Raw genomic sequence first — 23527 nt, 5'->3', positions numbered from 1 at the left:
GCGCATCGGGCCTTTCGCATAATTGCGGCGGCCGCAGGTGAGGGAAGCACGACCGCCGCAGGCGTGGACCCCAGATCCACGCCTTTTCTATCCTCAATCCAGCCGCACCACCGTCACCGAACGCGCGGGCAGTTCCAGCGTCAGACCGCCCGCCTTGCCCTTCACCGAAACCGGCTTGGGCGCGACAACTGCGGGTGCGTCAAACGTGTTCACACTGTCCACCTTGGGCGCGGTAAGCACATCGCCACTGGCCGATTTGTAACCCGACAAATGGATGCTGGTGGGCGCTTCGGGATCAATATTGATCAGCGAGAGCCAGAGATGCCCCTGCGCGTCGCGCGCCGCCATCGCGTCCAGTTTCGGCATGGACACCGCGCCGCGCACATATTCGCCTGCGGCAAATTTCACCGGCACAAAGCGCGCATCCTGAAACGGCACATACATGCGATAGACATGATAGGTGGGCGTCAGCACCATCTTGGCGCCGTCGGTAAAGATCATCGCCTGAAGCACGTTGATCATCTGGGCAATGTTGGCCACCTTTACCCGGTCGGCGTGGCGGGCAAAGATGTTGAGGTTGATTGCAGCCAGAATGCCGTCGCGAATACTGTTCTGCTGCATCAGGAAGCCCGGATTGGTGCCCGGCGTGGGCGTCAGCCATGCGCCCCATTCGTCCACGGCCAGAAACACTTTCTTGGCCGGATCATATTTGTCCATGATCGCGGTCTGGGTGTTGATCAACTGGTCCATGCGGAACGTATCCTTGATGACCGCCGCATAATCATCCAGCCCAAATCCTGTGGCCACCCGGTGCGGCGGCCATGCCCCGCCAATGGTATAGCTATGGAGCGAAATGCCCTCGATATCCCAGCTGTAAACGTGGTCCTTCCACGCCTTCATCACCTGTTCGGTATAGTCCAGCTTGCCGCCGTCCCAGCCCACGGCGATGCGCTTCATCTTGTCCTTTTCGCGCTGGGCAGGGTTGAAATTGCGGATGAAGTTGGTGAAACGCTTCATCTCCTCGACATAGTGGTCGGCCGACATGGCCCCGCCGCAACCCCAGTTTTCATTGCCAATGCCCAGCAAGGGCAATTTCCACGGCGCGGCATGGCCATTGGCGGCGCGCTCCTTGGCCAGCGTGGTGTCCTTTTCGGCGGTCATATATTCCACCCATGCCGAAGCCTCGGCGGGGGTGCCCGATCCGACATTGACCGACACATAGGGGTCGGCGCCGATCTGCTCGGCAAAATCCATGAATTCATGCGTGCCAAACGCGTTGGATTCGGGCACGCTGCCCCAATTCGTATTAACCTGGATGCGGCGCTGGTCGGCGCCGCCGATCCCGTCGCGCCAGTGATATTCATCGGCAAAACAGCCGCCCGGCCAGCGCACGTTGGGCACCTTGATGGCTTTCAGCGCGGCCACGACATCGGAGCGGATACCGCGCACATTGGGAATGGGCGAATCCTTGCCCACCCAAATGCCGCCATAGATGCCCGACCCCAGATGCTCGGCAAACTGGCCAAAGATATTGCGATCAATGACATCGCCCGCCGTTCCGGCGTCCACCGTCACCTCGACCGGCGCCGCAGCCATCGCCGGGCCGCCCGCCATCAGGGCCACGCCAGCACCGGCCAGCAAGGCCGAGCGCAGAGCAGCGCGCATCATGGTCTTTCGCACAAGCATTCTCCCAAAAAGAACTTCTGATTTTAAAAGCACAGCACCCAGACGGCAGGGAGTTGGGCAAACATGATGCCGCAAATGACCGCCCCACCGATTGGTCCGACTATTGATAGCGCTAACTCTAACAAAGTCATTTGCTTGTGCAAGCCCCAATTGGCCCTGTTGCGCATCTGATATTGCATTGCGCGGGCCATCGCGCCAAATATCCCGAAAGGATAAGCATGACATGAAAGAACCTCGCCTGCGCCGCCGCCAATCCGGGCGCCCGACCGTCAATGATGTTGCCCGCCTGGCCCAATGTTCGCCCATGACCGTCAGCCGCGTCATCAACGGCAGCAGCGGCGTGCGTGAAGACACCCGTCTGGCCGTCGAAGCGGCGATCAAGGAGCTGGATTATGCCCCCAACAAGGCCGCGCGCAGCCTTGCGGGCGTGTCGCAGATCCGGCTCGCGCTGCTGTATGTGAACCCCTCGGCGGCCTATCTGACCGAATTGCTGATCGGCGGGATGGATGCGGCCAGTCGCCTCGACGCGCATCTGGTGATCGAGCGTTGCGATGTGGGCGAGGACAAGGAAAGGCTGATCAACAAGCTGACCGCGAGCGGCATTGACGGCTTCATCCTGCCGCCCCCGCTTTGTGATGATCCCGAATTGCTGGCGCTGCTGCGGCGCTTGCGGGCTCATGCGATGCTGATCGGGCCGGGTCAGGCTGCGGCCCATTACGGCGCGGTGATGATCGACGACTATCAGGCCGCGCTCGACATGACGACGCATATTCTCGAACTGGGCCATCGGCGCATCGGCTTTATCATCGGCAATCCCGCCCAATCGGTCAGCGCGCTGCGTCTGGCCGGTTTTCGCGACAGCATGCTCAACGCCGGGGTGGCCATTGACGAGACGCTGATCGAGCAGGGCGAGTTTACCTATCGCTCGGGGATGGATGCGGCAGCCCGGCTGCTGGCCATGACCAACCGCCCAACCGCCATCTTCGCCTCCAACGACGATATGGCCGCAGGCTGCGTGGCGGCCGCCCACCGCATGAGGCTGGATGTCCCGCGCGACCTCACGGTCTGCGGTTTTGACGATACGGCGCTGGCCTCCACGATCTGGCCCGAATTGACCACTATCCGCCAGCCCATCCGCGAGATGGCCGAGAACGCCATCGATCTGTTGGTGCAGGATATTCGGCTGGAGCGTCAGAACCAGTCGCGCAAGCCGCGCCACGTTTCGCTGGACTATACTTTCATCCAGCGCGAATCTGACGGTGCGCCGCCCGCCTGATGGCGCGCTTTACGGCGCCACCGGCAAGGCAAACCCCGGCACCGGGATCTGGCGCGCATCGAACAGGTTGACCACCGGACTGTCGGCCCAGGCATAGCGGACCAGCGCCACCGGCTTGCCGTCCTCGGCCAGTATGACGCTGTCGCCATCGGTGTGCGCGGCGGCATAACGGCATTGGCCCGCCGCGTCGCACAGTTCAAAGCCGATCGGGCCGGACGCGCTCCACGCCTGTAATCCGCCCTCGACGCCGGAAAAGCGGATGCGCACACCGCCCGCCTCGCGCCGCGCCGCAATAGGCATCGGCATCGCGATGCCGCGCGCGGCCAGTGCCAGGCGCTTGCCCAACAGCGGCTTGTTGGCAGGATGGATATCGGTGCGCTCGCCAATATCGATAGCGCTGACGAGGGTCGCTTGCGGATCGCCGGCGGCAACGCGCCGTTGATCATCGCGCAGCGCGGCCCATGTGGATGCGCCGGGGGCGGTATGCACCGGTCCGTAATTGGCCAGTTGCACGATCTCGACCGCCAGCTTCGCGCCGAATTGCCGACGCCATCCCGCGATGAGGGCCTTGAGCCGGTCGGCATAGCCGGGCGTATCAACGTCGCTTTCGCCCTGATACCACACCGCCCCTTTCAGAGCAAAGGAGCCCAACGGGGCGATCATCCGATTGTGCATCACCCCGATGCCCGCATTGGCATCCCAAGGCGTGCGCGGCGGATTGGCCCCGGCGGTGGAAATGCTGAACCGCCATCCATCGCCCAACGGCATGGTTTCCCCGCCCGCGATACGCAGCGCCAGCTTGTCCGCGCTGCTGGCAAAGCCGCCATTGCCATAGGTGTTGGTCACGGCGACCATGATCTCATTGACACCTTCGTGCAGATAGGCAGGCGGCAGGCGATATTCGCGCTGATAATCCCAGCCGAAACTGTTGCCCACCACGCGCCCGTTCACATAGGTCACATCCATGTCATCCAGCACGCCCAGCGCCAGCACAGCCCCGGCGGCGGCCTGCGTGCGGCTCAGCGTGACCTGACGGCGCAACCAGACCGTGCCGAGCGGCTTGGCGGCCAGCGGCGTCCCTTCCCATGCCAGCCAACCCTGGATCGAGGGCACCGGCTGCCAGCTCAGCGTGTCGGGTTGCAGCCATGGCTGGCCGCCGCCGGTGGCGCCGCGATACCACGCCTCCCAGCGCGGCGAGAAAGCAGTGACGGCCCCTAGAGGATCGCTTTCAAACCGTTTGATCGAGGCCATCTCCGCGCTGCCGTATAGCGCCAGTCCGGCCTCGGAGCTCAGCCATGGACGAATTTGCGAGCCGCCCCAACTGGAATGGATCGCCCCCATCGGCACTTTCAATGCCTTGCGCAGATCGCGCAGCATGAAATAGCAGGCAGCGGAGAAGCCGGTGACGCTCTCGCGCGCAGCCGCTTGCCACGCGACGGGGCGGGAAAAGGCATCCTGCGGCGCGAAGGAAATCGCCTGCGGGACGGTCAGCAGGCGCAATTGCGGGTCGCTGGATATGGCGGCTTCAAGCCCGCCATTGAGAGCCCGCGCCACCGGAAATTCCATGTTCGACTGGCCCGAGCACAGCCAGACGTCGCCCACCAGCAGATCATGGCGCACAAGCTTTTCGCCGCCCGCCTCCACCGCCAGATCGACCGGCACTTCCGATGCCGAGCGAGCGGGGAATGTCAGTGTGAAATGGCCGGACTTGTCGGCGCGCGCCTGCGCCTCGGCATCGCCCAATATGGCCCTGACCGGCGCGCCGGGAGCGGCGCTGCCGCTGATCACCACCGGCGCATCGCGCTGGATCACGCCATGATCGCCCCAAACCGGCGCCAGCGAAAGCGTTGCCGCCTGCGCGGAGGCGGCCGATGCCAGCAGCGCAACGATCGCGGCCATCCGGCGGGATCGACGCCCCATGACCGACCGCATGAAAACCATCGACAAATCGCCCGTCACAGGCTTTGCAGGCACGTCAGACATCCATCTCATCCATTGTTATGATAGCGCTATCTTAATAAAGGCCTCTAGCTTGATCAAGCATAAAATCCTAGTTTATTGGCAATGGTCACCCTAGACTCCCGCGACGATGAGCGATAAGTTTCGACAAAACACGATAACGCTATCCATGCAAATCGAGGGAGGGAACCTTGACCAACCGGACCTGCGGCTGCGGATATTCCCGGCGAGATCTGCTGACTTCGGCTGCCGCTTCGGCGATGGTTTTTGGCCCTCTGACCAAGGGCGCTACGCCTGCTCTGGCCTCCGCTGGGCCAAGGCAGACCGCAAAAGCGCCCACCCGCCTGCGCCCCTTCGACATGGCCGATGTCGATCTTGGCGAAGGCCCCTTTCTGCATGCGCAAAAGATGACGCTGGCCTATCTCCTGAGCCTGCAACCCGATCGCATGCTGCATCAATTCCGCGTCAATGCCGGGTTGCCACCCAAGGCGCCCGCCTATGGCGGTTGGGAGTCCGATCCGCTATGGCAGGACATTCATTGCCAAGGGCACACGCTGGGCCATTATCTGTCGGCCTGCGCGATGGCGTGGCGGTCGACCGGCGATGTGCGGTTTCGCCAAAAGGTGGATTATATCGCCGCCGAACTGGCCGCATGCCAGCGGGCGTCCGGCACCGGACTGGTCTGCGCTTTTCCCGCCGGTGGGGCCTTGGTGGCCGCGCATTTGCGGGGTGAGAAAATCACCGGCGTTCCGTGGTACACGCTCCACAAGGTCTTTGCCGGCCTGCGCGACGGCGCGCTGCTGGCCCAAAGCGCCCCGTCGCGCGAGGTGCTGATCCGTATGGCCGACTGGGCCGTGATCGCCACCCGCCCTTTGACTGATTCGCAGTTCGAAACCATGCTGGAAACCGAGCATGGTGGCATGAATGAAGTGCTGGCCGATCTCTATTTCATGACCGGCAAGGAAGATTATCGCCTTTTGGCCCAGCGCTTCTCCCACAAGGCGGTTCTCAAGCCGCTGGCGGCCGGGCGCGATGAACTCGACGGGATGCATGCCAATACCCAGATCCCCAAAATCGTGGGCTTTGAAAGGGTGTATGAGGCGACCGGCGATGGCGCCTATCGCGATGCCGCGCAATTCTTCTGGCAAACGGTGGTGCACAACCGCTCCTTTGCCACAGGCGGTCATGGCGATAACGAGCATTTCTTTCCCGTCGACCAGTTCGACCGCCATGTATTTTCCGCCAAGGGTTCGGAAACATGCGGGCAGCACAATATGCTCAAGCTGACGCGGGCGCTGTTTTTGCATGATCCCAATGCTGACTATGCCGATTATTATGAAAGAACGCTCTTTAACGGCATCCTTGCCTCGCAAGATCCCGACAGCGGCATGGCCACCTATTTTCAGGGCGCGCGGCCCGGCTATATGAAATTATACCATACGCCGGAGAATTCCTTCTGGTGCTGCACCGGCACAGGCATGGAAAACCATGTCAAATATCGCGACTCCATCTATTTCCATCAGGACCGAACACTTTACGTCAACCTGTTCATCGCCTCGACATTGCGCTGGCACGCGCAGGACGCGGTGCTGGAACAGATCACCGACTTTCCGGCAAGCGCGGTGACGAAACTGCGCTGGAGATTGAAGCGGCCCACGCAACTGACGCTGAAACTGCGCCATCCGCGATGGAGCAGGACCGCAACTGTTCTGATCAACGGACAGCAGCATGTGCAGTCATCCACACCCGGATCCTATATCGACCTTGCCCGCGAATGGCGCGATGGGGACCAGATTGAATGGCGCATGACGATGGAGCATGCGGTTGAGCGCAGGGGCGCCGCGTCCGACATCGTGGCTCTGACCTATGGTCCGCTGGTTCTGGCCGGTGCCTTTGGGCGCGAGGGGATCGCGCCTGGCGCGGATCTGGTTGTCAATGAAAGGAAATATGGCGAGTATAACAACGCCCCCTTCACGCCGCCGACCATTGGCGGGGCGGCCGACACGCTGGCGCAAAGGATAGCGCCGGGCGATGGCCCGCTGGAATTCACGATCCCGTCGAGCGATCGGCAACCCCTGCGCCTGATCCCCTATTACCGGATCGCGCATGAACGTTATGCCACCTACTGGCGACTGGGGCCGGATCTCTAGGCAACATGAATGCGCGCAGGGCAGGTCATGCTCTGCGCGCATTGGAAGGGTGGGCACCGGCCATCGGGGCTCAATCGTAAATCGGCCGCAATTCGTTATCGAGATAGTAGCGGGTCATCGCCATGGACGCCAAAAGGTCGGGCGAACCGTCATATTCGATCGACATCCAGCCTTTGAACTGATGCTCTTTCAACAGGCGATAAAGGCCCTTGAGGTCAAGATTACCCTGCCCCGGCTCCCAGAACCAGCGTGTGCCGTCATCGGTGATTTCCGGGTCCTGAGCATAGCGAACGCTGTCGGGCTGGTTGGATGAGGCGGTGTCCTTGAGGTGGAAGGTGCTGATCCGCTCATGGTAGTCGCTGTAGAATTTCAGCAGGTCCTCGCCCATGATCGAGATTTGCGCCGTGTCGATACAATAATGCACAAAACGGGGGTCGGTGCTTTCGATCAACTCACGATGGTTGGGCAGGTTGATCGCGCAGAAGAACTCATTATGCAGGCCGATCTTGACCCCGTGATCGGTGGCATAGCGGCCGATCTCGTTCATGACCTTGGCGCATTGCTGCACTTCTTCGCGGCTGAGCGGGCCGGTGCCGAAATAATTCTGCGTGGGGCATGTGTTCATATAGGTGCCGCCGAAACGCACGATCGTATCCACCGCCTCGCGCCCGGAGCGCACCGCCTCGTCAAAGTGATCGGCCGCATGCGACGCATGGGCACCATGGAACATGCCGATCACCTCTACCCCGCGATCCTTGGCAAAGGCGGTGAAATTCTCGGGCGAACCGAACAGCGGCAGGATATCGGCCATGTCCCATGGCGCGATCTCAATCCCGTCAAAACCCAGCGCTGACTGGTATTTCAGGATATTGTCCCAATCGGAATAATAGGCGGCGTTCGTCTTGTCCTCATAGTAGAACTCACGGAAATTATCGATCTGCTTATAGGGAATCGATTTCCAGTGGCTCATGTTCGCATAACGGATGTTCGGCCCGATATTGGTCATTGCGGATTCTCCGTCCGGCTTAATTCTGAAACTGGTTGAGCAGGGCGCGGCTTCTCAGCAAGGCGCGAAACGGGTCGCGCGTCTGCCGGGCGCTGCAGGTGACGGGGCCTTGATAATCCAGCCGGTCCAGCAAGGCGGCGATGCCGACCAGATCAACCGAACCGGTGCCCGGATCGCGAAAAACCTGCGTGGCGCGCTGGGACGGAAACTCCGGATTGGGCGTTTTCCAGACATCGCCCGGATCGACAAAATCGCTGTCGGTCAGATGCACGCAGCCGATCCGGCCAATATGCGCGGCCAGGAAGTCCGCCGCCGAAATGCCCGCAACAAACAGATTGGCGGTATCGACATCCAGCCTGACCGTATCGGGCAGCGCGTCGAGCAGGGAAAGAACCCGCTCCCCCCCAAGCAGGCTCCAATACTCACCGCGCAAAACCAGCGTCACGCCCAGATCCGCCGCCTTGGCGGCAAGTCCGCCCAGAAGTTCGACGGTGCGCTGGGTAAAGGCTTCTTTCTGATCCTCCAGATCTGGATGATATTGCAATATGCGCCCGTAATAGGGTGAAGGACTGATCGCGAAATAATCCGCCCCCATATCGGCGGCATGGGCAAGCGCCTCGCCCGCAAAATGGCCGGTGGCGCCGAAATAAAAGCCCAGATTGTCGTTGCGCATAAACAGGTTGGGGTCGAAAGTGATGCCGGTGACGCGCTCGATCCCGCTGGCCCGCAACACGGCGCGATACTTGGTCGCGCTTTCGTATTTAGTGTTTACGCAATAGCGGTTCATCGGCACACCGCTGCGCCCGCCAAATTGCCAGACCGGCTCATAGGGAATTTCGATGCTCGAAAAACCGGAAGCGGCAATCAGCTTGTAAAGCTCCTCCCAGAAATACTTGCTTTCATAGCGATTGCGATTGGGTTCCTGATAGTGTCGATTGATCAAATCGAGGCTGATAGAGATCGCGTCTGTGTTCATGTCTGGGTTCCGTTTCCTCGGAGTGACCGGGATTATTGCGGGCTCAGAGCCGCATGGGTTGGAGTCTTGCCGCGCGCGCCGATCGGCCAAAACAACATGACCAGCGTTTGCGCGGCCAGCAGCGCGACCGCGCCGCCGCTGTAGGTCCAGCGGATCGCTTCGCGCGCGCCCTCGCTGACATGGCCGGGAACATAGCCTGATGCCCCCAGCACATAGGCAAAGCCCGCCGTGCCCAGCGCCATGCCCAGCTTGGTGGAAAGGCTGATTCCGGCCGAAAGCAGGCCTTCGCGGCGAGTGCCGAATTGGGCCTCGTGATAATCCACTGTCTCGGCAACCATTGCGAAGGCCGCCGTGATGGTGATCGATGTGGCCAGACATCCGCCAATATAGAGGCCAAGAAACAGGCCCACATGATCCTGCACAAAGGGCAAGGCCGCAAACAGCACCGCCGCCAATGCCAGCGCCCCCACCGTGCCGTTGCGAATGCCGGTGCGCGCCAGAATGGCGGGCGCGACAAAGGCCGAGAGCAGCAGCATGCCCGCCACCGCAGGCAGCATCACCGAGATCATCCACGGCCGCCCCAGCACGTCGATGGCAAAATAGGCCGTTGCCGCCATCATCATGCCAAAGCGCGCAAAATAGAGCAGGCAGGAGCCGAACACCACCAACCAGGCGCGATTGCGCAGCATTTCGCCCACGGCGGGCAGGATGGCAAAGTCGGGCGCCGCATGGTCCTCATGGCGTTCACGGCAATGGCGAAACAGCGCCGCGGTGCAGGCAAAGCCTATGGCCGCAAACAGGGCGGCCACCAGCGTAAAGCCACGCTGTTGATCCCCGCCGCCCAGCGCCCCCACCAGCGGCATGACCGTTGCCGTGCCCAACACCACGCTGACCGAAGTGCCGATCGAGCGCATCCCCGAAAGCTTGAGCCGTTCACCGCCGTCCAGCGTCATCATCGGCATCAGCGCCGTATAGGGAATGGCCTGAAAGGACATGAAAATGCCCAGCGCCTTGAAGGTGATGAACGCATAGACAAGCTGCGCGCTCTGTCCCCATGCGGGCACATGGAACACCGCGACCGAAACCAGCGCATAGGGCACCGCGACGAACAGGAAATAGATCCGCGTGCGCCCCCATCGGCTGCGCGTCTTGTCAACCGCGATGCCCACCAGCACATCGATCACCGCATCGAGCAATCGCGCAATCAGAAACACCGTGCCCACCGATGCCGCCGGCAGGCCGACCACATTGGTATAGTAAAACAGCAGGAAACCGCTGGCCATATTATAGGCCAGACTGGTCCCCATATCGCCAAAGCCATAGCTCAGTCTTTCGACAAAGCTCAGTTTTGTCTCTTGCATAGCCACATCCTCTCCCGAGCGGCGGCAGATTGCGCGATTGCTCAGCCCAGCTTTTGCCGGGTCAGCGCGAGGGATTGGTCCATGGGCAGTGTGGGGAAATATTCCAGCCCGATCGCGCCTGAATAACCCAGATCAGTCAGCGTCTGCATGATCTTGGTCCAGTCGAGGCTGCCGGTTCCCGGCTCATGGCGATCATCCATATCGGCCACCTGCACATGCGCGACCAGATGGATGCGCCCGGCCAGCACCTGCGCCATATCCTCGCCCATCACGGCGCTGTGCCACACGTCATAGAGCAGGCGCAGATTGGGGCTGTCCACCGCCTCGACCAGATCAAGCCCCAGCTTGGTGCTGACCAGATACATGGCCGAGAACAGGCGCGTGTTGAGCGGTTCGAGCAGCAGCGTCACGCCCGCTTCTTCGGCCGCATCGGCCGCCGCGCGCAGGGCCGTCACCGCATTGGCGAAATGCTCCTCCTCGCTCAATCCCTCCACGCGAAAGCCCGAAGCGACGATCAGGTCCGGCTTGCCCAGCTTGGCCGTGGCCGCGATCGTTTCGCGCACGGCGGTCACCATTTCCTCGCGCTCGGCCGGGTCGACGATCGAGCGGCGCGGATCAACGCAAACCCCGGTCAGACGCATCCCGGTTTCGTCCAGGGCCTGAGCCAGAGCATCCACCGGCTTGTCGCGCCAGAGGTGAAATTCGGCCAATTCAAACCCCGCCGCCTTGGCCGCGCGCAGACGCGCGTCAAGATCGCCGGCTTCGGTAAATTGCCATTCAATACAGGATGAAAGCGGATAGCTCGCAGACATAGGACCCTTTTCCCATTCTACGGCCCCGTGGCGCTTTTCGCGCTCGTATGCCTGGCAGGTTAAGTCCTGCTATTTTATGTGCCGCTTTCATCGCCGCATTTGCGATTCACGTCAATATGGTTTGATCATCGCATCAATCGTCGGCCTGCCCGCGCTCCCCCGCGAGGAACGCCGCCTTGAGAAAGCACAGGCCCGCCAGCACCGGCGTGACCGCAATGATCAGCATGGAATAGCGCACCGCCATCGGCCCATAGGCGGCGGCCAGACGATCATTGAGAAAGCCTACCGCGCTGGGCCCGACCACATTGCCCAGAAAGCTGGCGCCGAACAGGATGACCGAAATGGCAAGCGCCCGCTGTCCCGGCCGGACGGCATTCATCGTCGCGGCATAGATCGGCCCCTGGTGGATCAACGAGAGAAAACTGGTCGCCACAAAGCCGGAGAGCCACAGCCAGCGCTGATCCTCAAGCAGAAACAGCGCCTCGGCAGGCCCGGCCAGAATGCAGGCGATGGCCGGAATGGCAAGCCGCCAGCGGTCGCGGTGAACCGGCAGGCGGTCGATCAGAAATCCGCCCGCCAGCACCCCTGCCGCGCCCACAAAGCCGCGAACCGGACCAACCGTGCCCGCCACTTCCGCCAGCCCCATGTGATGCACGCGGGCAAAGAAGGTGGGCGTCCATGCGCCCGATGCCCACACATTGGCGCCCATCAACGTGACGCCGACAAAAATCCAGCAAAACCAGCGGTTACGGAACAGTTCTCCGACATCGGCAAGGATCGCGCCGGCAGAGGGACGCACCACATCGACCACCTGCTTTTGACGCTTGGGCTCGCCCACCGTGCCGATGAACAGCAGCGCCACCAGCAATCCCGGCGCGCCCATGGCAAGGAACATCGCGCGCCAGCCATAATGCTGGGCCACCCAACCGGCGATGGGGAAAAAGACAATGAAAGCCAGCGGATTGGCCGTGCCGAAAATCGCCATGGCCAGCGGTCGCCGCCGGGGCGGCACCAGATCGGCAATCATCGAATTGGAAGGGGGCATGGCGCAGGCCTCGCCCGCGCCCATCAGAAAACGCGCCATGGCCAATTGCCACACCGAACCCACAAAGCCCGTCAGCGCCGTCATCAGGCTCCAGAAAGCAAGGCCGAAGGTGATGATATTGCGCCGATTATAGCGATCCGCGAGCCAGGCAATCGGCACGCCCAGCACCGAATAGAGCAGCACAAAGGCCACACCCGTCACCAGCCCAAGCACGGTATCGGACGCGCCAAACTCGCGCTTGACCAAGGGCAGCGCCAAGCCGAGCAGGGAACGGTCCAGATAGTTGAACACCGCGATCAGTGTCAGCAAGGCCAGCGGCCAACTCGCTTTCCATGGCCATCGGTTGTCCTGTGGCTGCGCGATGGCTTCATTCATGGCGATGCTTTCTCCCATTGGCTTGTTATCTTGTGATCTTCATCCATCCTGCGCCCCAATTCAACCAGCGCGGGATCGGCCCTTGCCGCGAGTATCGAACGGATCCACAGCCGAAAGAGCAGGCGGGGCCGGTCTTCGCGATCGACAAACGGCATCCGCCCGTGCAGCCAGCTCCAATTGTGCCAGAAGAGCATATCGCCGGGGATCAGGTTGAACAGCGTCTGGTCCGCCAATCGCTGGGCAAGGGCATCGAAGCGGGCAAGAACATCGGCTGCCGCCTCGCCGCCCCGGCGCAGGAAATAGCCGTTATAGGCCACTTGCGCCCCATGCGCGGCATCGGGCGGAAACAGGATGGGCAGTCGAGGCCGGGGCCGGTTCGCGCTTTGCAGCGCCGGATTGCCGCCCCACACATAGGGCTTGAGCAGAACCGCCAGCAGGTCGGGCGCTTCATGCCGCACAGCCGCATAGAGGTCGCGCGCCGAGACCAGCAGGCTCTCTCCGCCTGAGGCCGCGACGCGGTGGCAGGCCAGCGCCAGAATGTCGTGCAGATCGGTGTGCGGGCGCAATTCCGCATCCGAATAAGTGCCCCTGGCGGTGGGATCGCCCGGTTTGCGTTCAACGCGCGCCACCCGCTCGCCCTGCGGCGATTGGATGGCCAAAGAGCCCAGCCAGCCCCCGATCCGCGCAAGGGCCGAGGCAAAGCGCCCCTCACCGAACAGATCCGGGTCGATGCCGCGCAGCAGGACCGCCCCCGGCCCGGCCGTGAAATTGGCGGTTATCTCTTCGCGCAGTTCCGCCAGCGCGTCCTCCCGCCCATCCAGCAAAGCCTGCACCTCCCCGGTGGTCAATGGTCGGATGGGCGGGCGCTCCGCCTGCGGAGACAGAGGCTCTGTCACAGCCGCGAAGCTCTGGTTTCCTTGGCGGTCATGAATTCCAGCAGCGCGGGTTGGCCCGCCTGCGTGGCGGCAATCCCGCGCCGGATGGCATCGCCGATCTGGGCCGGGTCGGTGATCCTCTCGCCATAGCCGCCCAGCGCCCGCGCAAAATCGGCATAATGGCCGGAAATGGCGGTGGCGTGATAGCGCTCTGTCGCCACCGGCATCTGGTCCAGCTCGATGGCCATGGCCGAATTGTTGAGCAGGATGGAAAGGATCGGCAGCCGTTCGCGTACGGCAGTTTCGAAATCCATGCCGGTAAAACCGATGGCCGCATCACCCCATACATTGATGCACAGCCGGTCCGGGCAGGCGAGCTTGGCCCCCATCGCCAGCCCCAGCCCATAGCCAAGCTGGGTGGATTTGCCCCAGCCGATATAGCTGAGCGGAGTGATCGATTTCCAGAAAGGGGTGAGTTGATCGCGGGGCGATCCGGCATCATGGGTGATGATCGTACCCGCCACATCGACCGTGCGCTGCAACTCCCACAGGACGCGATAGGGGCTGATCGGCGCGTCCCCGCTTTCCAGCAGGGGCAGCCATTGGGCGAGCCATGCCTGCTCCACTCTGGCGATTTCATCAGCGACGGGGGTCATATCGCGCGGGGATGGCACCAGCTTGCGCACCTCGGCAAGCAGCATGGCCAGCGTCAATTGCGCATCGCCAATCAAGGCCGCCTCGCAGGGCACGCCCTTGTTGATGTCGGCCGGGTCGAGCGTTGCATGAATGATCGGCACATGGCCGGGCATGGCAACGCCAAAGGCGGTCTGGGCAAAGCTGCAACCGATGCCGAAGATGAGGTCGGCGCTGTCCAGAAAATGGCGCAATTGCCCCGGTATCGCCGCCCCGCCCGAACCCAATGCCAGCGGATGTGTCTCGTCAAAGGCGCTCTTGCCCTCAAGGCTGGTGGAAACGGGCGCGGCCAGCAATTCGGCCAGTTCGCGCAATTCGGTGTAAGCATTGGCCCAATGCACCCCCTGCCCCGCATGGATCACCAGCCGGGGCGCAGCCACCAGCCTTTGCGCAACGGCGGCAACCTGCGCGGGATCAGGGCCATAGCGGGTGGAAACGACCGGGACGTAATCCAGCGTATCGCCCACATCCTCAGTCAAAACGTCCCACGGCATTTCCACCAAAGCAGGCCGCCGCCGCCCATTGCGCAGCGCGGTAAAGGCGCGACGCAGGATGGCAGGCGTATCCTGCGCGCGCAGGATCGGCTCGGCTGTCTTGGTGATGTCGCGCATCGACCGGCAGGCGTTGTAATTGTCCGGCACATGGGCCAGCGCCCGCGCATAGCCCTGCGGCAGCACCAGCACCGGCACGCTTTCGGAAAACGCCTGCGCCACGCCGCCATAGGCATTTTCGGTGCCCGGACCATGCTGCATGGCAAAGACGCCCATCTTGCCCCCCCGCGTCATGCGCGAATAGGCATCGGCCATATGCAGCCCGGTGCGCTCCTGCCGCACGATGATGGTGCGGATATCCTCCTTGGCGGCGGCCTCCAGCACCGCATTGCGCGGATAGCCGAAGAGGACATCGACGCCCTCGATCTTGAGGATACGCGCAATCGCGGTGCCTACCTTCATGCCCCTTCCCCCGCCGGGCGCGTGGCCAGATCGGCAATGCCCATGGGTCGCTCGCCGATGACGGTGGTGCGGATCAGATGGCGCCGCTCATGCTTGAAATCATGCACGCCGCGATGGAGCGTAAAGCGGTTGTCCCACACGATCAGCGTGTCTTTGCGCCATTTGACGCGGCAATGGTAATGCAGATGCTGGGCAAGGCTTTGCAGATAGTTGAGCAAAGCGCGGCTCTCCTCCTCGCTCCACCCGACGAAATGGCGGAAATAGGCGGTGGTGGCGAAAAGCGCGCGGCGTCCGGTTTCGGGGTGGACACGCACGGCGGGCTGGATGTTTTCGAGCTGGTCCTCGGTAAACCCATGGCTCTCGCGCAGGCGCAGCCGCTTTTCCGGGGGCAGTTTCTCGTTCTTGCTCCACACATCCTTTGCCGAATAAAGCACCTGCAACCCGTCGAGCAGCGCCTTCATCCCGTCCGAGAGATGTTCGTAGACCAAATAGGCGTTGGAAAAGGCCGTATCCCCGCCCCATTGCGGGCAATCGAGCGCGCGCATCACGATGCATTTGGGCGGCTGGGGCAGGAAGGGACTGTCGGTGTGGAAATGCTCAAAGCTGGGCACGACATTGACCGGCTCCCACGCCTCGCGGCGCACCTCCTGCATCAGGTTGTCGCCATTATAGGTGGGCGCCTGGGGCAATTCGGTCAATTCGCCAAAATGGCGCGAGAAAGCCTTGTGCTGCTCAGGCGTCAGGTCCTGATCGCGAAAGACGATGACGAGGAAATGCTGAAAGGCCAGCATGATCTCGTCGAGCACCTCGGGCCGCAGGGGCTGGCGCAGGTCGACCCCGCCAATCTCGCAGCCGCAGGCGCCGCTGATCGGTTCGACCGTGATATGGCGAAATTCGGGCATGGGCAGCCCGGCGACAATCGGTACGCCAGAGACCGCGCCAGATGCCGTTGGGCTGGAAAAGGAAGTGGCCATGAGGGATCCTCCCGCAAAATGGGATAAAGGGATGGGGGCATAGGATGACGGGGCGCCAAACAGGGCGCCCCGGCGTCAGAAGCGGCGCTTGACCGTCACCGCCCAGGTGCGCGGCTCGGCAGGCGTACCCTGGATCGAATTGGTCGATCCGCGATTGTCGAAAATATCGGTGTAATAGAGCTTGTCGGTCAGGTTGCGGCCTTCCACGGCCAGCTCCCATTCCTTGCCCGCCGTCTGATAGGCGACGCGGGCGTTTACCAGCGTGTAGCCCGGCACCTGACCAAAGATGTCCTTGCCCCCGGTGGCGGCATCGACATTGTTGGCGTTGCGGTTGAAACTGTCGATATGGCTGACATCGACGCGCGGGGTAATGCTCCCCATGCTGCCAAGGTTCCAGTCATATTGCACGGCAAAGCTCCATTGCCATGGCGAGATATACTGGCCCTTGTCCTCAGTGCCGATGCCGGAGGTGACGGCGGCGGCGCTCACCGAGTCATATTTGAAGTCGAGATAGGCGAGCGATGCCTCCAGCGTCAGGCCGGGCATCGGTTGCAACCGCATTTCGGCCTCCAGCCCCTTGATCGTGGCGTTGCCCGCATTGAGCGGCAGGGAACAGGGCGCGGCCGGAACACCGGGCAGCGGGCAACTGGCGGCGGTCACCAGAATATCGGTGTATTTGTTGATGAAGCCGGAGAAGTTCATCCGCAGCCGGCGATCAAACAGGTCGGTTTTCAGGCCCACTTCATAGGCGTTGATGGTTTCCGGGCTATGCGGCAATGCCTGGGCCGGAAAGAAGGGACGCGGGTTGATGCCGCCGCCACGAAAGCCGGTCGAGAATTGGGCATAGCCCATCACATCATCGTTGAAGCGATATTGCAGCGCGGCGCGATAATCGACCCGGCTGCCGCTGAAGCCCCCGACCAGCCCGTTAAGCGCCGCCAGCGAAGGCGGCACCGCGCCCCCCGTTGACGACCCCGGCACACCAAAGCGGCCGTAATAAAAGGTCTTGGACTGATCCGTATAACGGATGCCGCCAATGACGGTCAGGTTCCTGATCGGGCTGATGTCGGCATTGGCAAAGACCGCCTTGGTGGTGGCAGGGATCGAATCGTCCTCGATAAAGTTGAGCGTGGTCAGCTCGATGCGGGCCTGATACCGGCTGCGCTTGTAGAAATAGAAGCCGCCCACCGTCAGATTGGCCAGATCGCCGAATTTGGCCGACAGGCGCAATTCCTGACTGAATTGCTTGTTATAAATGTTGTTGGCCTGAAGCGAAGGGTTGAGCGGCGAGCCGTCACCGGTGGAATAGACGCCGTCAAATTGACGATAGGCGGTGATCGAGGTCAGCTTCAGATTGGGCGTCAGCGTGGCATTGAGCGTGCCCGAAATGCCCCATGTGTTGAGCGCGGCCTTGAGCGGAGCCTGCCACGGGGCAGAACCGTCGCGCGGGGCGGTGTCGGTGTAATTCTCGTAATTGATATAGGGGCTGTTGCTGAACGTGTCCTGCGCAAAGGCGCCAAAGGGCGAATAGCTGATGAAGGGCGATCCGGTGGCATTGCCATAGACATTGCCGTTGAGCACATAGGCGGCCGCCACAGGGCTGGCGATCCCGGTCAGGGTCGAACCGGGATTCGCGTTGCGCCCCACATAGAGCAGGGTCGATGGCGTCGGCTCGCTGTTGTCGCGGGTGATGTCCACCGCCACATCGGCGGTCAGGAAGCTGGCAGGGGTCCAGCGGAAGGCCGCGCGGCCCGCCACATAATCCTTGCCCCCTTCGGTGCCCAATTTGCAGCTTGATCCGGTGACCGAACTGGGCACCGTGCTGCCCGGATGGGTGCAGGCGTAATCATAGCGGGTGACGTAGCCGTCCTTGTGAACCCCCACCCCGGTCAGGCGCATGTAGAGTTTGTCCGGGGCAATGGTGAAATTGGAGCCGCCGCGGATTTCCACGCGGTTGAACGCGCCATAGGTGGCCGAGATATAGGCGTCCGGATTGGCATCGGGCTTTTTGGAATAGAGCTTGATCGCCCCGCCGATCGAATTCTGCCCGGCCAGCGTGCCTTGCGGGCCGCGCAGGATCTCCACCCGGTCAAGGTCGACAAGATTGAGCAGCGAGCCATGCATCGTGGGCAGATAGACATCGTCGATATAGAGGCCGACGCCCGGCTCCAGCGCGAAATTGGTGTCGCGCTGGCCCACGCCGCGGATATAGGCGACGACCGAGGGGCCGAAACTGGCCGCCGCCGGGCGCAGCGTCACGTTGGGCGCACTGGCCCCGATATCGGCGATGTTGGTGGCGCCGCGCTGTTCCAGCATGGCCGAGTTGACAGCGGTAATGGCGATCGGCACATCCTGCAACTTCTGGCTGCGGAATTGCGCGGTAACGACGATTTCGGGCGCATTGTCCTTGGCTTTGGCTTCTTCTTCGGCCTGCGCGGCGCCCCCGAAAAGCGCCATCGCAACAGCAGCCGTCGAAGCGTAAACGAGCACCTTCCCCTTGCGGTAGTTCATTGCCCTCTCCCATTTTTCCCGACTTTTTGCGCCGGGTTACAAGGGGGCACGATAATGTTGAGCAATCAACTTTCAAGCATCTTCCACTGGGCAGAACCACAATTCCGTATTCTGGAATTCTCAAATCCCGCCGCCCTGCCCCATCGACGCCTGCGCGCTCAGGCTTTCCCCCGCCTCGCGCACCGCCAGCACCAGATCATCCTCGGCATGGAGCAGATACCGCTTTGACGGCATGGTCACGCCGATACATCCCAACACCAACCCCTCGGCGCCGAACACCGGTGCGGCGATGCCCGCGATCTCGATATCGGGGTCATAAAAGCGCGAAACACCCTCCTCGCGCACCTCTCGCAGATCCCTCTCCAATTCGCTGCGCGGATCGCGCGGGCGGCCGGTCAAAGGGCCAAAGCGCGTTTCGCGGATGATCGCCTCCATTTCTCCGCCGGAGAGAAAGGCCAGAATCGCGCGCCCCAACGAGCCCCAGGGCAGGAGAATTTCGCCGCCCCTTTCCACCGCAAACCGCAGCGGATGCGGCGTCATGACCACATCGGCAATCGTCGCGCGGCGGTCGGTGGGGTTGTAGGCGCACAGCACCGCCGTCTCGTGCCAGCGCTCGACCAGCCCTTCGAGCAAGGGTCGCGCCGAACGGATCACATCGAATCGCGCCACCAATTGCGATGCCATCGCATAGAATTCGCGCCCCGGCCGATAGGTCTGATGCGTGCCGCGCTCCACCAGTCCGGCACGCACCATCACTTGCAGCAGGCGGTGGACCGTACTGGCAGGCAGGCGCGCGCGCGCGGCCAGATCGCCCAGGCTAAAGCGATCCGGCCCATGCGCCACCAGTTTGAGCAGATATGCCAGCCTGTCTGCCCCGCCGGATGGAACCTCGCGCATCATGCCTCCCAGAATTATGTTGATCTATCAACTTAAGCGGTCAAAGATGGTTCGACAAGAAAAGGATGGGAGAGCAGATCGCCATGCAGCCAGTTGCCATCATGGAGAACTATTTAGCCGCCTTCAACCGTGGCGATGAAGCCGCCTATACCCGATTTTACGCGCCCGACGTGGAACTGCGCATCGGCACCGGCCTTCTTCTGCGCGGCGCAGAAGGCATTCTGGCGTTCTATCGCAAAGCGCGGGAGGATTTCGACCGGGTGATCCGATTGCGCGGCGCTCTGGGCGCAGATGGCGTGATTGCCGCCGCGCTGGCGTCGGTTTTTACCGCAAGGCGCGACGGTATCGAAATGTCGGGCCGGGTCATGCAGGCGGGGGATACTTATTCCATTGAAAGCATGGCGCTCTATCAGATACGCGACAGCCTGTTTCACCGGATCGAGGCCATTACCCTCTCGCGCCGCCACGCCATCGCGGGAGAAGCGGCATGAACGCGCCTGCCGCCCCTCGCCGCCGGGTTTTGCTGGTCCTGCTGCTGCTCACCTGTACGCTCAATTTTGCCGACCGGGCCGTATTTTCCGCGCTGGCCCAGACGATCAAGGCCGATCTTCTGCTCACCGATCTCCAGCTTGGCCTGTTGCAGGGACTGGTCTTTGCCGCGCTCTATGCGCTGGCAGGGCTGCCGATCGGGCTGCTTGCCGAACGCTTCTCGCGCAAGCGGATCATCGCGTCCTGCACGGTCATATGGTCGCTGGCCACGGCGGCCACCGGCATGGCAGGCAGCTTTGCCGCGCTGGCCGCCAGTCGCCTTGGTGTAGGCATGGGCGAGGCAGGTTTCGTGCCCCCCACCGCCTCGCTGGTGGCCGACATCGCCCCGCGTGAAAAGCGCGCCTCCACCTTTGCGCTGGTGATGCTGGGTACGCCCATCGGCACCTTGCTCGGCGCGATGCTGGCGGGGCATGTTGCCATGCTCTGGCATTGGCGGACAGCGTTTCTGCTTTTCGCGCTGCCCGGATTTGTGGTGGCGGGCCTGCTTCTGCTCTTGGCGCCGGAACCCGAACGGGGGCGGTACGATACCGGCGCCAAGGGCGGCAAGGCGCCCCCCGTCGGCGAGTTCCTGCGCGAGGTGGCGGCCAATCCCACCCTGCTCTGCGTGATCGCGGGGGGCAGTCTGGCGGGCTTTGGCATGACCTCGATATCGCAATTTCTGGCGGTGTTTCTGGCGCGCACCCATCATCTGGGTGTGCGCGAGGCGGCGGCCAATTTCGGGCTGATTTCGGGTCTGGCCATCACTTTCGGCCTGATCGTGGGCAGTTTCGGCACCGACTGGCTGGCCCGGCGTGATGCGCGCTGGCCCGCATGGGGCGCGGCCTTTGGGCTGTCGCTGGCGCCGCCGATCTACTGGCTGGCCTTTCATGCCGCCTCGCTGGGCGCGGCCTTTGCGCTGCTGCTGGTGGCGGGCGCGTTCCTCCTGCTGTTTTACGGGCCGACCACGGGCATGATCCAGAACCTGCTGCCCACGAGGATGCGCGCCAGCGGGGTGGCGCTCTACACGCTGCTCTATACGCTCATTGGTTCGGGGCTGGGGCCGGTCTTTGTCGGCTTTGTTTCCGACCGGGCGGCGCGGGCCGCTTATGCTGGCCAATATAGCCTGGATTGCCCCGCAGGCATGCCCGCGCGCGGTGCAGCCGAAGCCATCGCCGTCGCCTGTCGTCAGGCATCGGCGCAGGGGCTGCAAAGCGCCTTGTCGCTGGCGGTGCTGGTGTTCTTTGCGGCGGCGCTGTGTTTTCTGGCCGCCGCGCCGGGATTGCGCCGGATCGCTCAGACCAAAGCGTAATAGCGAAAGAGCGTGCGGTCCGGGTCGGACCGCCGCTCTCCTCCGCCCACGATCACCGTGCGGTTGAGCCAGTCATGCGGCCCGACCGGCACCCGGAAATAGGGCGTCAGCTTGAAGTAGGAGGGCTGATCCTCACCCGGGCGTGGGCGGACCAGATAGCCCAGATTCTGAATATAGATCATCGTGCCATCGTCGGCGCGCAGCAGGTAATGGGCGCGCAGTTCGATGGTACCGTCTTCGCGCGCGGTGGCGTAATCGGCGCCCGAATGCGGCACCACGCTGCCCGTCAGGCGCGGTCCGGTGATCGTGCCGCCGATGGCGGGCGTATAGCCCTGATGCCCTCCGCCGGGCAAAGGGCCGAACAGCGTGCGATCGGCGCCGAACAGCACCTCGATGTCGAACACATGTTCAAGGCGGCAATCGGCCCGGGTGGCGGCAAGCGTTGGTTGCAGGGTCATGGATGCTCCGATGCGGGAATGAAGGGCAGGATCAGGCGCGAAGCGATGGCCCCGCCGCCGTAAAAGACATGATGGCCCGCGTTGCGCGTATCCTGATGCTGGGGGAAAGGCAGCATGACGCCCGGCTCGGGGCGATATATGTCGCGCCCCGCGATTACCAGCCGCAAGCTCTCCCCCGCTTCAAAGCGGACCGAGAAGGGCCACAATTCGATCTCGACAGGAACGATCTCGCCCGGTTGCAGCCTTTCCTCGCGGTCGTGGCGGTGCACGGGGCGTTCGGGGGTGGACTGCGCTTCGTCTAACTCACGATGGCTGGCCCTTTGCCAGCCCAGCGCGATGGGGCCGTTTTCATAAAAGGCGTAAAAGGTGAAGCCCACCTCCTGCCCCGCCGCATCCAGCTTTTGCAGCGCAATGAACAGGTCGGCATCATCGCTGCCCTCGGCCTCCATCCAGAGGCGCAGGGCGGCGTGGCCGGTGATTTCGGCGGGGTGGTCAAAAGTGACGGTGAAATGGGCCTCGCCCTCCGCCGCGTCCTGCCGCAGGCTGGATGGCGGGGGCGCGGCCTCGCACAGAGCGCCCCGCGCCGGATCGAGAAAGAATTCCCGATAAGCCGTCCGCGCGGGCGGCCATGCTTGCTCGGCCCGCTCCTGCTGCACGCCATGCCTGTCGCGTATTTCGATGCGCACCGGGGGCCATGCGGCCAGAGCGGTAGGGCGATCAAACAGGAAATGCTCGAAAAAGGCGGCCTGCCGGGCGCGGCTTTCGGGGCAATAGTAATGCGCCCATTTCTTCTGGCCGTGGATGTCCAGCCACTTTTGCGGGCTGCGCATTTGGCGCCATGCCTCGATCGTGCCACGCAGATGCAGCCCCTGATCCGACCAACTGGCCACGACATAGGCAGGTTGGGTGATCGCGGCCAGATCATAGGATTTGGACAGCCAGTAATCGTCGATCAGCGGGTGGGCGCGGACATTTTCCAGCGTGTCCTCGGTCCGTCCCAGCGAGAAGCGGATATTGTCCGAGGCGCGCGGCAAAAAGCCGGTTTCAGGAATGCCGCCATGATAGGCAAATTCGCGATACCAGTCGGAAAAGCCTTCCCATGGATTGATCGCGGCCAGCGCGGGCGGATGCAGGGGCGCGACCAGATACTGGATCGCGGCCAGATAAGACACGCCCGTCATCCCCACCCGCCCGTTGCACCATGGCAAACCGGCCAGCCACTCGATGGTATCGGCGCAGTCCAGCGCCTCCTGCGCGCCATTGTGGTGAAAATCGCCGCCCGACAGCCAAGCCCCGCGCGGATCGACCACCGCCACGCCCACGCCATGCCCGGCCCAGAACACAGGATCGGGCGCCTCAAAGGCGGTGAGGTCGGAAAGCCAATCCGGGTCCACCCCGGATCGCGGCCAGAACACGCGATTGGTCAGCGCATGTTTGCCGTATGGCCCCCATGCCAGCAGGATCGGCACGCCCTGCTGCGCGCCCTCGGGCCGATAGATGTCGGCAAAGATCTCCACCCCGTCGCGCAGGCGAATGCGATGGTTGCGCTCAATGGTCAGCCCGCGCTCGTTCCATCGGGCGAAAGTGGTGGGCGGCAGGGGCGGCTTGTGCGTGGCACTGTACGGGTCAACGCCGGGGCGCATCAGGACCGGATAGGACGGCGCCAATGCCCCGCCTGTCATC

Annotated in this window: 18 protein-coding genes; 4 read left to right on the top strand and 14 right to left on the bottom strand. The window is 62.8% G+C overall.

Annotated elements, in window-relative coordinates; all coding sequences use genetic code 11:
* Window positions 1–93 precede the first annotated feature (93 nt).
* Entirely contained in the window at window positions 94–1686 is a 1593-nt protein-coding gene (locus PQ467_RS18690) for an alpha-N-arabinofuranosidase (RefSeq protein ID WP_443193029.1), read from the bottom strand.
* A gap of 223 nt (window positions 1687–1909) precedes the next feature.
* On the opposite strand from PQ467_RS18690, the gene PQ467_RS18685 reads away from it, so the two are divergent.
* Window positions 1910–2962, top strand: coding sequence for a LacI family DNA-binding transcriptional regulator (locus tag PQ467_RS18685; protein ID WP_274177043.1), 1053 nt, complete (start codon window positions 1910–1912; stop codon window positions 2960–2962).
* A gap of 9 nt (window positions 2963–2971) precedes the next feature.
* Here the strand turns inward: PQ467_RS18685 and PQ467_RS18680 are convergent, their stop codons facing one another.
* Complete coding sequence (locus PQ467_RS18680) at window positions 2972–4945, bottom strand: sialate O-acetylesterase (protein ID WP_274177042.1); 1974 nt, start codon at window positions 4943–4945, stop codon at window positions 2972–2974.
* Between the two features lie 167 nt (window positions 4946–5112).
* On the opposite strand from PQ467_RS18680, the gene PQ467_RS18675 reads away from it, so the two are divergent.
* Window positions 5113–7071 carry a glycoside hydrolase family 127 protein gene (locus PQ467_RS18675; protein ID WP_274177041.1) on the top strand — a complete coding sequence of 653 codons (1959 nt, stop codon included), beginning with the start codon at window positions 5113–5115 and terminating at the stop codon, window positions 7069–7071.
* Between the two features lie 70 nt (window positions 7072–7141).
* Here the strand turns inward: PQ467_RS18675 and PQ467_RS18670 are convergent, their stop codons facing one another.
* The 10 genes from PQ467_RS18670 to PQ467_RS18625 form a co-directional block, all read right to left on the bottom strand.
* Entirely contained in the window at window positions 7142–8077 is a 936-nt protein-coding gene (locus PQ467_RS18670; RefSeq protein WP_274177040.1) for a sugar phosphate isomerase/epimerase family protein, read from the bottom strand.
* 19 nt (window positions 8078–8096) lie between these two features.
* Window positions 8097–9053: a sugar phosphate isomerase/epimerase family protein gene (locus tag PQ467_RS18665; protein ID WP_274177039.1), complete on the bottom strand. Its 957-nt coding sequence runs from the start codon at window positions 9051–9053 to the stop codon at window positions 8097–8099.
* Window positions 9054–9085: 32 nt separating this feature from the next.
* The gene (locus tag PQ467_RS18660) at window positions 9086–10414 is read right to left on the bottom strand and encodes an MFS transporter (protein WP_274177038.1); all 1329 of its coding nucleotides are present in this window, start codon (window positions 10412–10414) and stop codon (window positions 9086–9088) included.
* 41 nt (window positions 10415–10455) lie between these two features.
* The gene (locus PQ467_RS18655) at window positions 10456–11226 is read right to left on the bottom strand and encodes a TIM barrel protein (protein ID WP_274177037.1); all 771 of its coding nucleotides are present in this window, start codon (window positions 11224–11226) and stop codon (window positions 10456–10458) included.
* Window positions 11227–11359: 133 nt separating this feature from the next.
* Window positions 11360–12646, bottom strand: coding sequence for a spinster family MFS transporter (locus PQ467_RS18650; RefSeq protein ID WP_274177036.1), 1287 nt, complete (start codon window positions 12644–12646; stop codon window positions 11360–11362).
* A complete protein-coding gene (locus tag PQ467_RS18645; protein WP_274177035.1) occupies window positions 12643–13542 on the bottom strand; it encodes a TauD/TfdA family dioxygenase in 900 nt (299 codons plus the stop codon). Before PQ467_RS18645 ends, PQ467_RS18650 begins: the two co-directional genes overlap by 4 nt.
* Window positions 13539–15167: a thiamine pyrophosphate-requiring protein gene (locus PQ467_RS18640; RefSeq protein WP_274177034.1), complete on the bottom strand. Its 1629-nt coding sequence runs from the start codon at window positions 15165–15167 to the stop codon at window positions 13539–13541. Before PQ467_RS18640 ends, PQ467_RS18645 begins: the two co-directional genes overlap by 4 nt.
* Window positions 15164–16141 carry a TauD/TfdA dioxygenase family protein gene (locus PQ467_RS18635; RefSeq protein WP_274177033.1) on the bottom strand — a complete coding sequence of 326 codons (978 nt, stop codon included), beginning with the start codon at window positions 16139–16141 and terminating at the stop codon, window positions 15164–15166. Before PQ467_RS18635 ends, PQ467_RS18640 begins: the two co-directional genes overlap by 4 nt.
* Window positions 16142–16216: 75 nt before the next feature.
* Window positions 16217–18652 carry a TonB-dependent receptor gene (locus tag PQ467_RS18630; protein WP_274177032.1) on the bottom strand — a complete coding sequence of 812 codons (2436 nt, stop codon included), beginning with the start codon at window positions 18650–18652 and terminating at the stop codon, window positions 16217–16219.
* 120 nt (window positions 18653–18772) lie between these two features.
* Window positions 18773–19552: an IclR family transcriptional regulator gene (locus PQ467_RS18625; RefSeq protein WP_274177031.1), complete on the bottom strand. Its 780-nt coding sequence runs from the start codon at window positions 19550–19552 to the stop codon at window positions 18773–18775.
* A gap of 98 nt (window positions 19553–19650) precedes the next feature.
* Between PQ467_RS18625 and PQ467_RS18620 the strand changes: the two genes are divergently transcribed.
* The gene (locus PQ467_RS18620) at window positions 19651–20040 is read left to right on the top strand and encodes a nuclear transport factor 2 family protein (RefSeq protein ID WP_274177030.1); all 390 of its coding nucleotides are present in this window, start codon (window positions 19651–19653) and stop codon (window positions 20038–20040) included.
* Window positions 20037–21386 carry a spinster family MFS transporter gene (locus tag PQ467_RS18615; protein WP_274177029.1) on the top strand — a complete coding sequence of 450 codons (1350 nt, stop codon included), beginning with the start codon at window positions 20037–20039 and terminating at the stop codon, window positions 21384–21386. Before PQ467_RS18620 ends, PQ467_RS18615 begins: the two co-directional genes overlap by 4 nt.
* On the opposite strand, the gene PQ467_RS18610 is transcribed toward PQ467_RS18615, so the two are convergent.
* The gene (locus tag PQ467_RS18610; RefSeq protein WP_274177028.1) at window positions 21371–21844 is read right to left on the bottom strand and encodes a DUF3237 domain-containing protein; all 474 of its coding nucleotides are present in this window, start codon (window positions 21842–21844) and stop codon (window positions 21371–21373) included. The genes PQ467_RS18615 and PQ467_RS18610 overlap by 16 nt on opposite strands.
* A complete protein-coding gene (locus PQ467_RS18605) occupies window positions 21841–23526 on the bottom strand; it encodes a CocE/NonD family hydrolase (protein ID WP_274177027.1) in 1686 nt (561 codons plus the stop codon). Before PQ467_RS18605 ends, PQ467_RS18610 begins: the two co-directional genes overlap by 4 nt.
* Between the last annotated feature and the right edge of the window lies 1 nt (window position 23527).

Origin of the sequence: Novosphingobium sp. KACC 22771 (assembly GCF_028736195.1) — a bacterium.
Taxonomy (GTDB): Bacteria; Pseudomonadota; Alphaproteobacteria; order Sphingomonadales; family Sphingomonadaceae; genus Novosphingobium.
Note: the sequence above shows the minus strand (reverse complement) of the source record. Positions and strands in the feature narration are given on the sequence as shown.

Excerpts from the sequence above, each read along its gene's own strand:
- PQ467_RS18690 (WP_443193029.1), bottom strand. The coding sequence starts at position 1,686 with ATGCTTGTGCGAAAGACCATGATGCGCGCTGCTCTGCGCTCGGCCTTG.
- PQ467_RS18685 (WP_274177043.1), top strand. The coding sequence starts at position 1,910 with ATGAAAGAACCTCGCCTGCGCCGCCGCCAATCCGGGCGCCCGACCGTC.
- PQ467_RS18680 (WP_274177042.1), bottom strand. The coding sequence starts at position 4,945 with ATGTCTGACGTGCCTGCAAAGCCTGTGACGGGCGATTTGTCGATGGTT.
- PQ467_RS18670 (WP_274177040.1), bottom strand. The coding sequence starts at position 8,077 with ATGACCAATATCGGGCCGAACATCCGTTATGCGAACATGAGCCACTGG.
- PQ467_RS18665 (WP_274177039.1), bottom strand. The coding sequence starts at position 9,053 with ATGAACACAGACGCGATCTCTATCAGCCTCGATTTGATCAATCGACAC.
- PQ467_RS18660 (WP_274177038.1), bottom strand. The coding sequence starts at position 10,414 with ATGCAAGAGACAAAACTGAGCTTTGTCGAAAGACTGAGCTATGGCTTT.
- PQ467_RS18655 (WP_274177037.1), bottom strand. The coding sequence starts at position 11,226 with ATGTCTGCGAGCTATCCGCTTTCATCCTGTATTGAATGGCAATTTACC.
- PQ467_RS18650 (WP_274177036.1), bottom strand. The coding sequence starts at position 12,646 with ATGAATGAAGCCATCGCGCAGCCACAGGACAACCGATGGCCATGGAAA.
- PQ467_RS18640 (WP_274177034.1), bottom strand. The coding sequence starts at position 15,167 with ATGAAGGTAGGCACCGCGATTGCGCGTATCCTCAAGATCGAGGGCGTC.
- PQ467_RS18635 (WP_274177033.1), bottom strand. The coding sequence starts at position 16,141 with ATGGCCACTTCCTTTTCCAGCCCAACGGCATCTGGCGCGGTCTCTGGC.
- PQ467_RS18630 (WP_274177032.1), bottom strand. The coding sequence starts at position 18,652 with ATGAACTACCGCAAGGGGAAGGTGCTCGTTTACGCTTCGACGGCTGCT.
- PQ467_RS18625 (WP_274177031.1), bottom strand. The coding sequence starts at position 19,552 with ATGATGCGCGAGGTTCCATCCGGCGGGGCAGACAGGCTGGCATATCTG.
- PQ467_RS18620 (WP_274177030.1), top strand. The coding sequence starts at position 19,651 with ATGGAGAACTATTTAGCCGCCTTCAACCGTGGCGATGAAGCCGCCTAT.
- PQ467_RS18615 (WP_274177029.1), top strand. The coding sequence starts at position 20,037 with ATGAACGCGCCTGCCGCCCCTCGCCGCCGGGTTTTGCTGGTCCTGCTG.
- PQ467_RS18610 (WP_274177028.1), bottom strand. The coding sequence starts at position 21,844 with ATGACCCTGCAACCAACGCTTGCCGCCACCCGGGCCGATTGCCGCCTT.
- PQ467_RS18605 (WP_274177027.1), bottom strand. The coding sequence starts at position 23,526 with ATGACAGGCGGGGCATTGGCGCCGTCCTATCCGGTCCTGATGCGCCCC.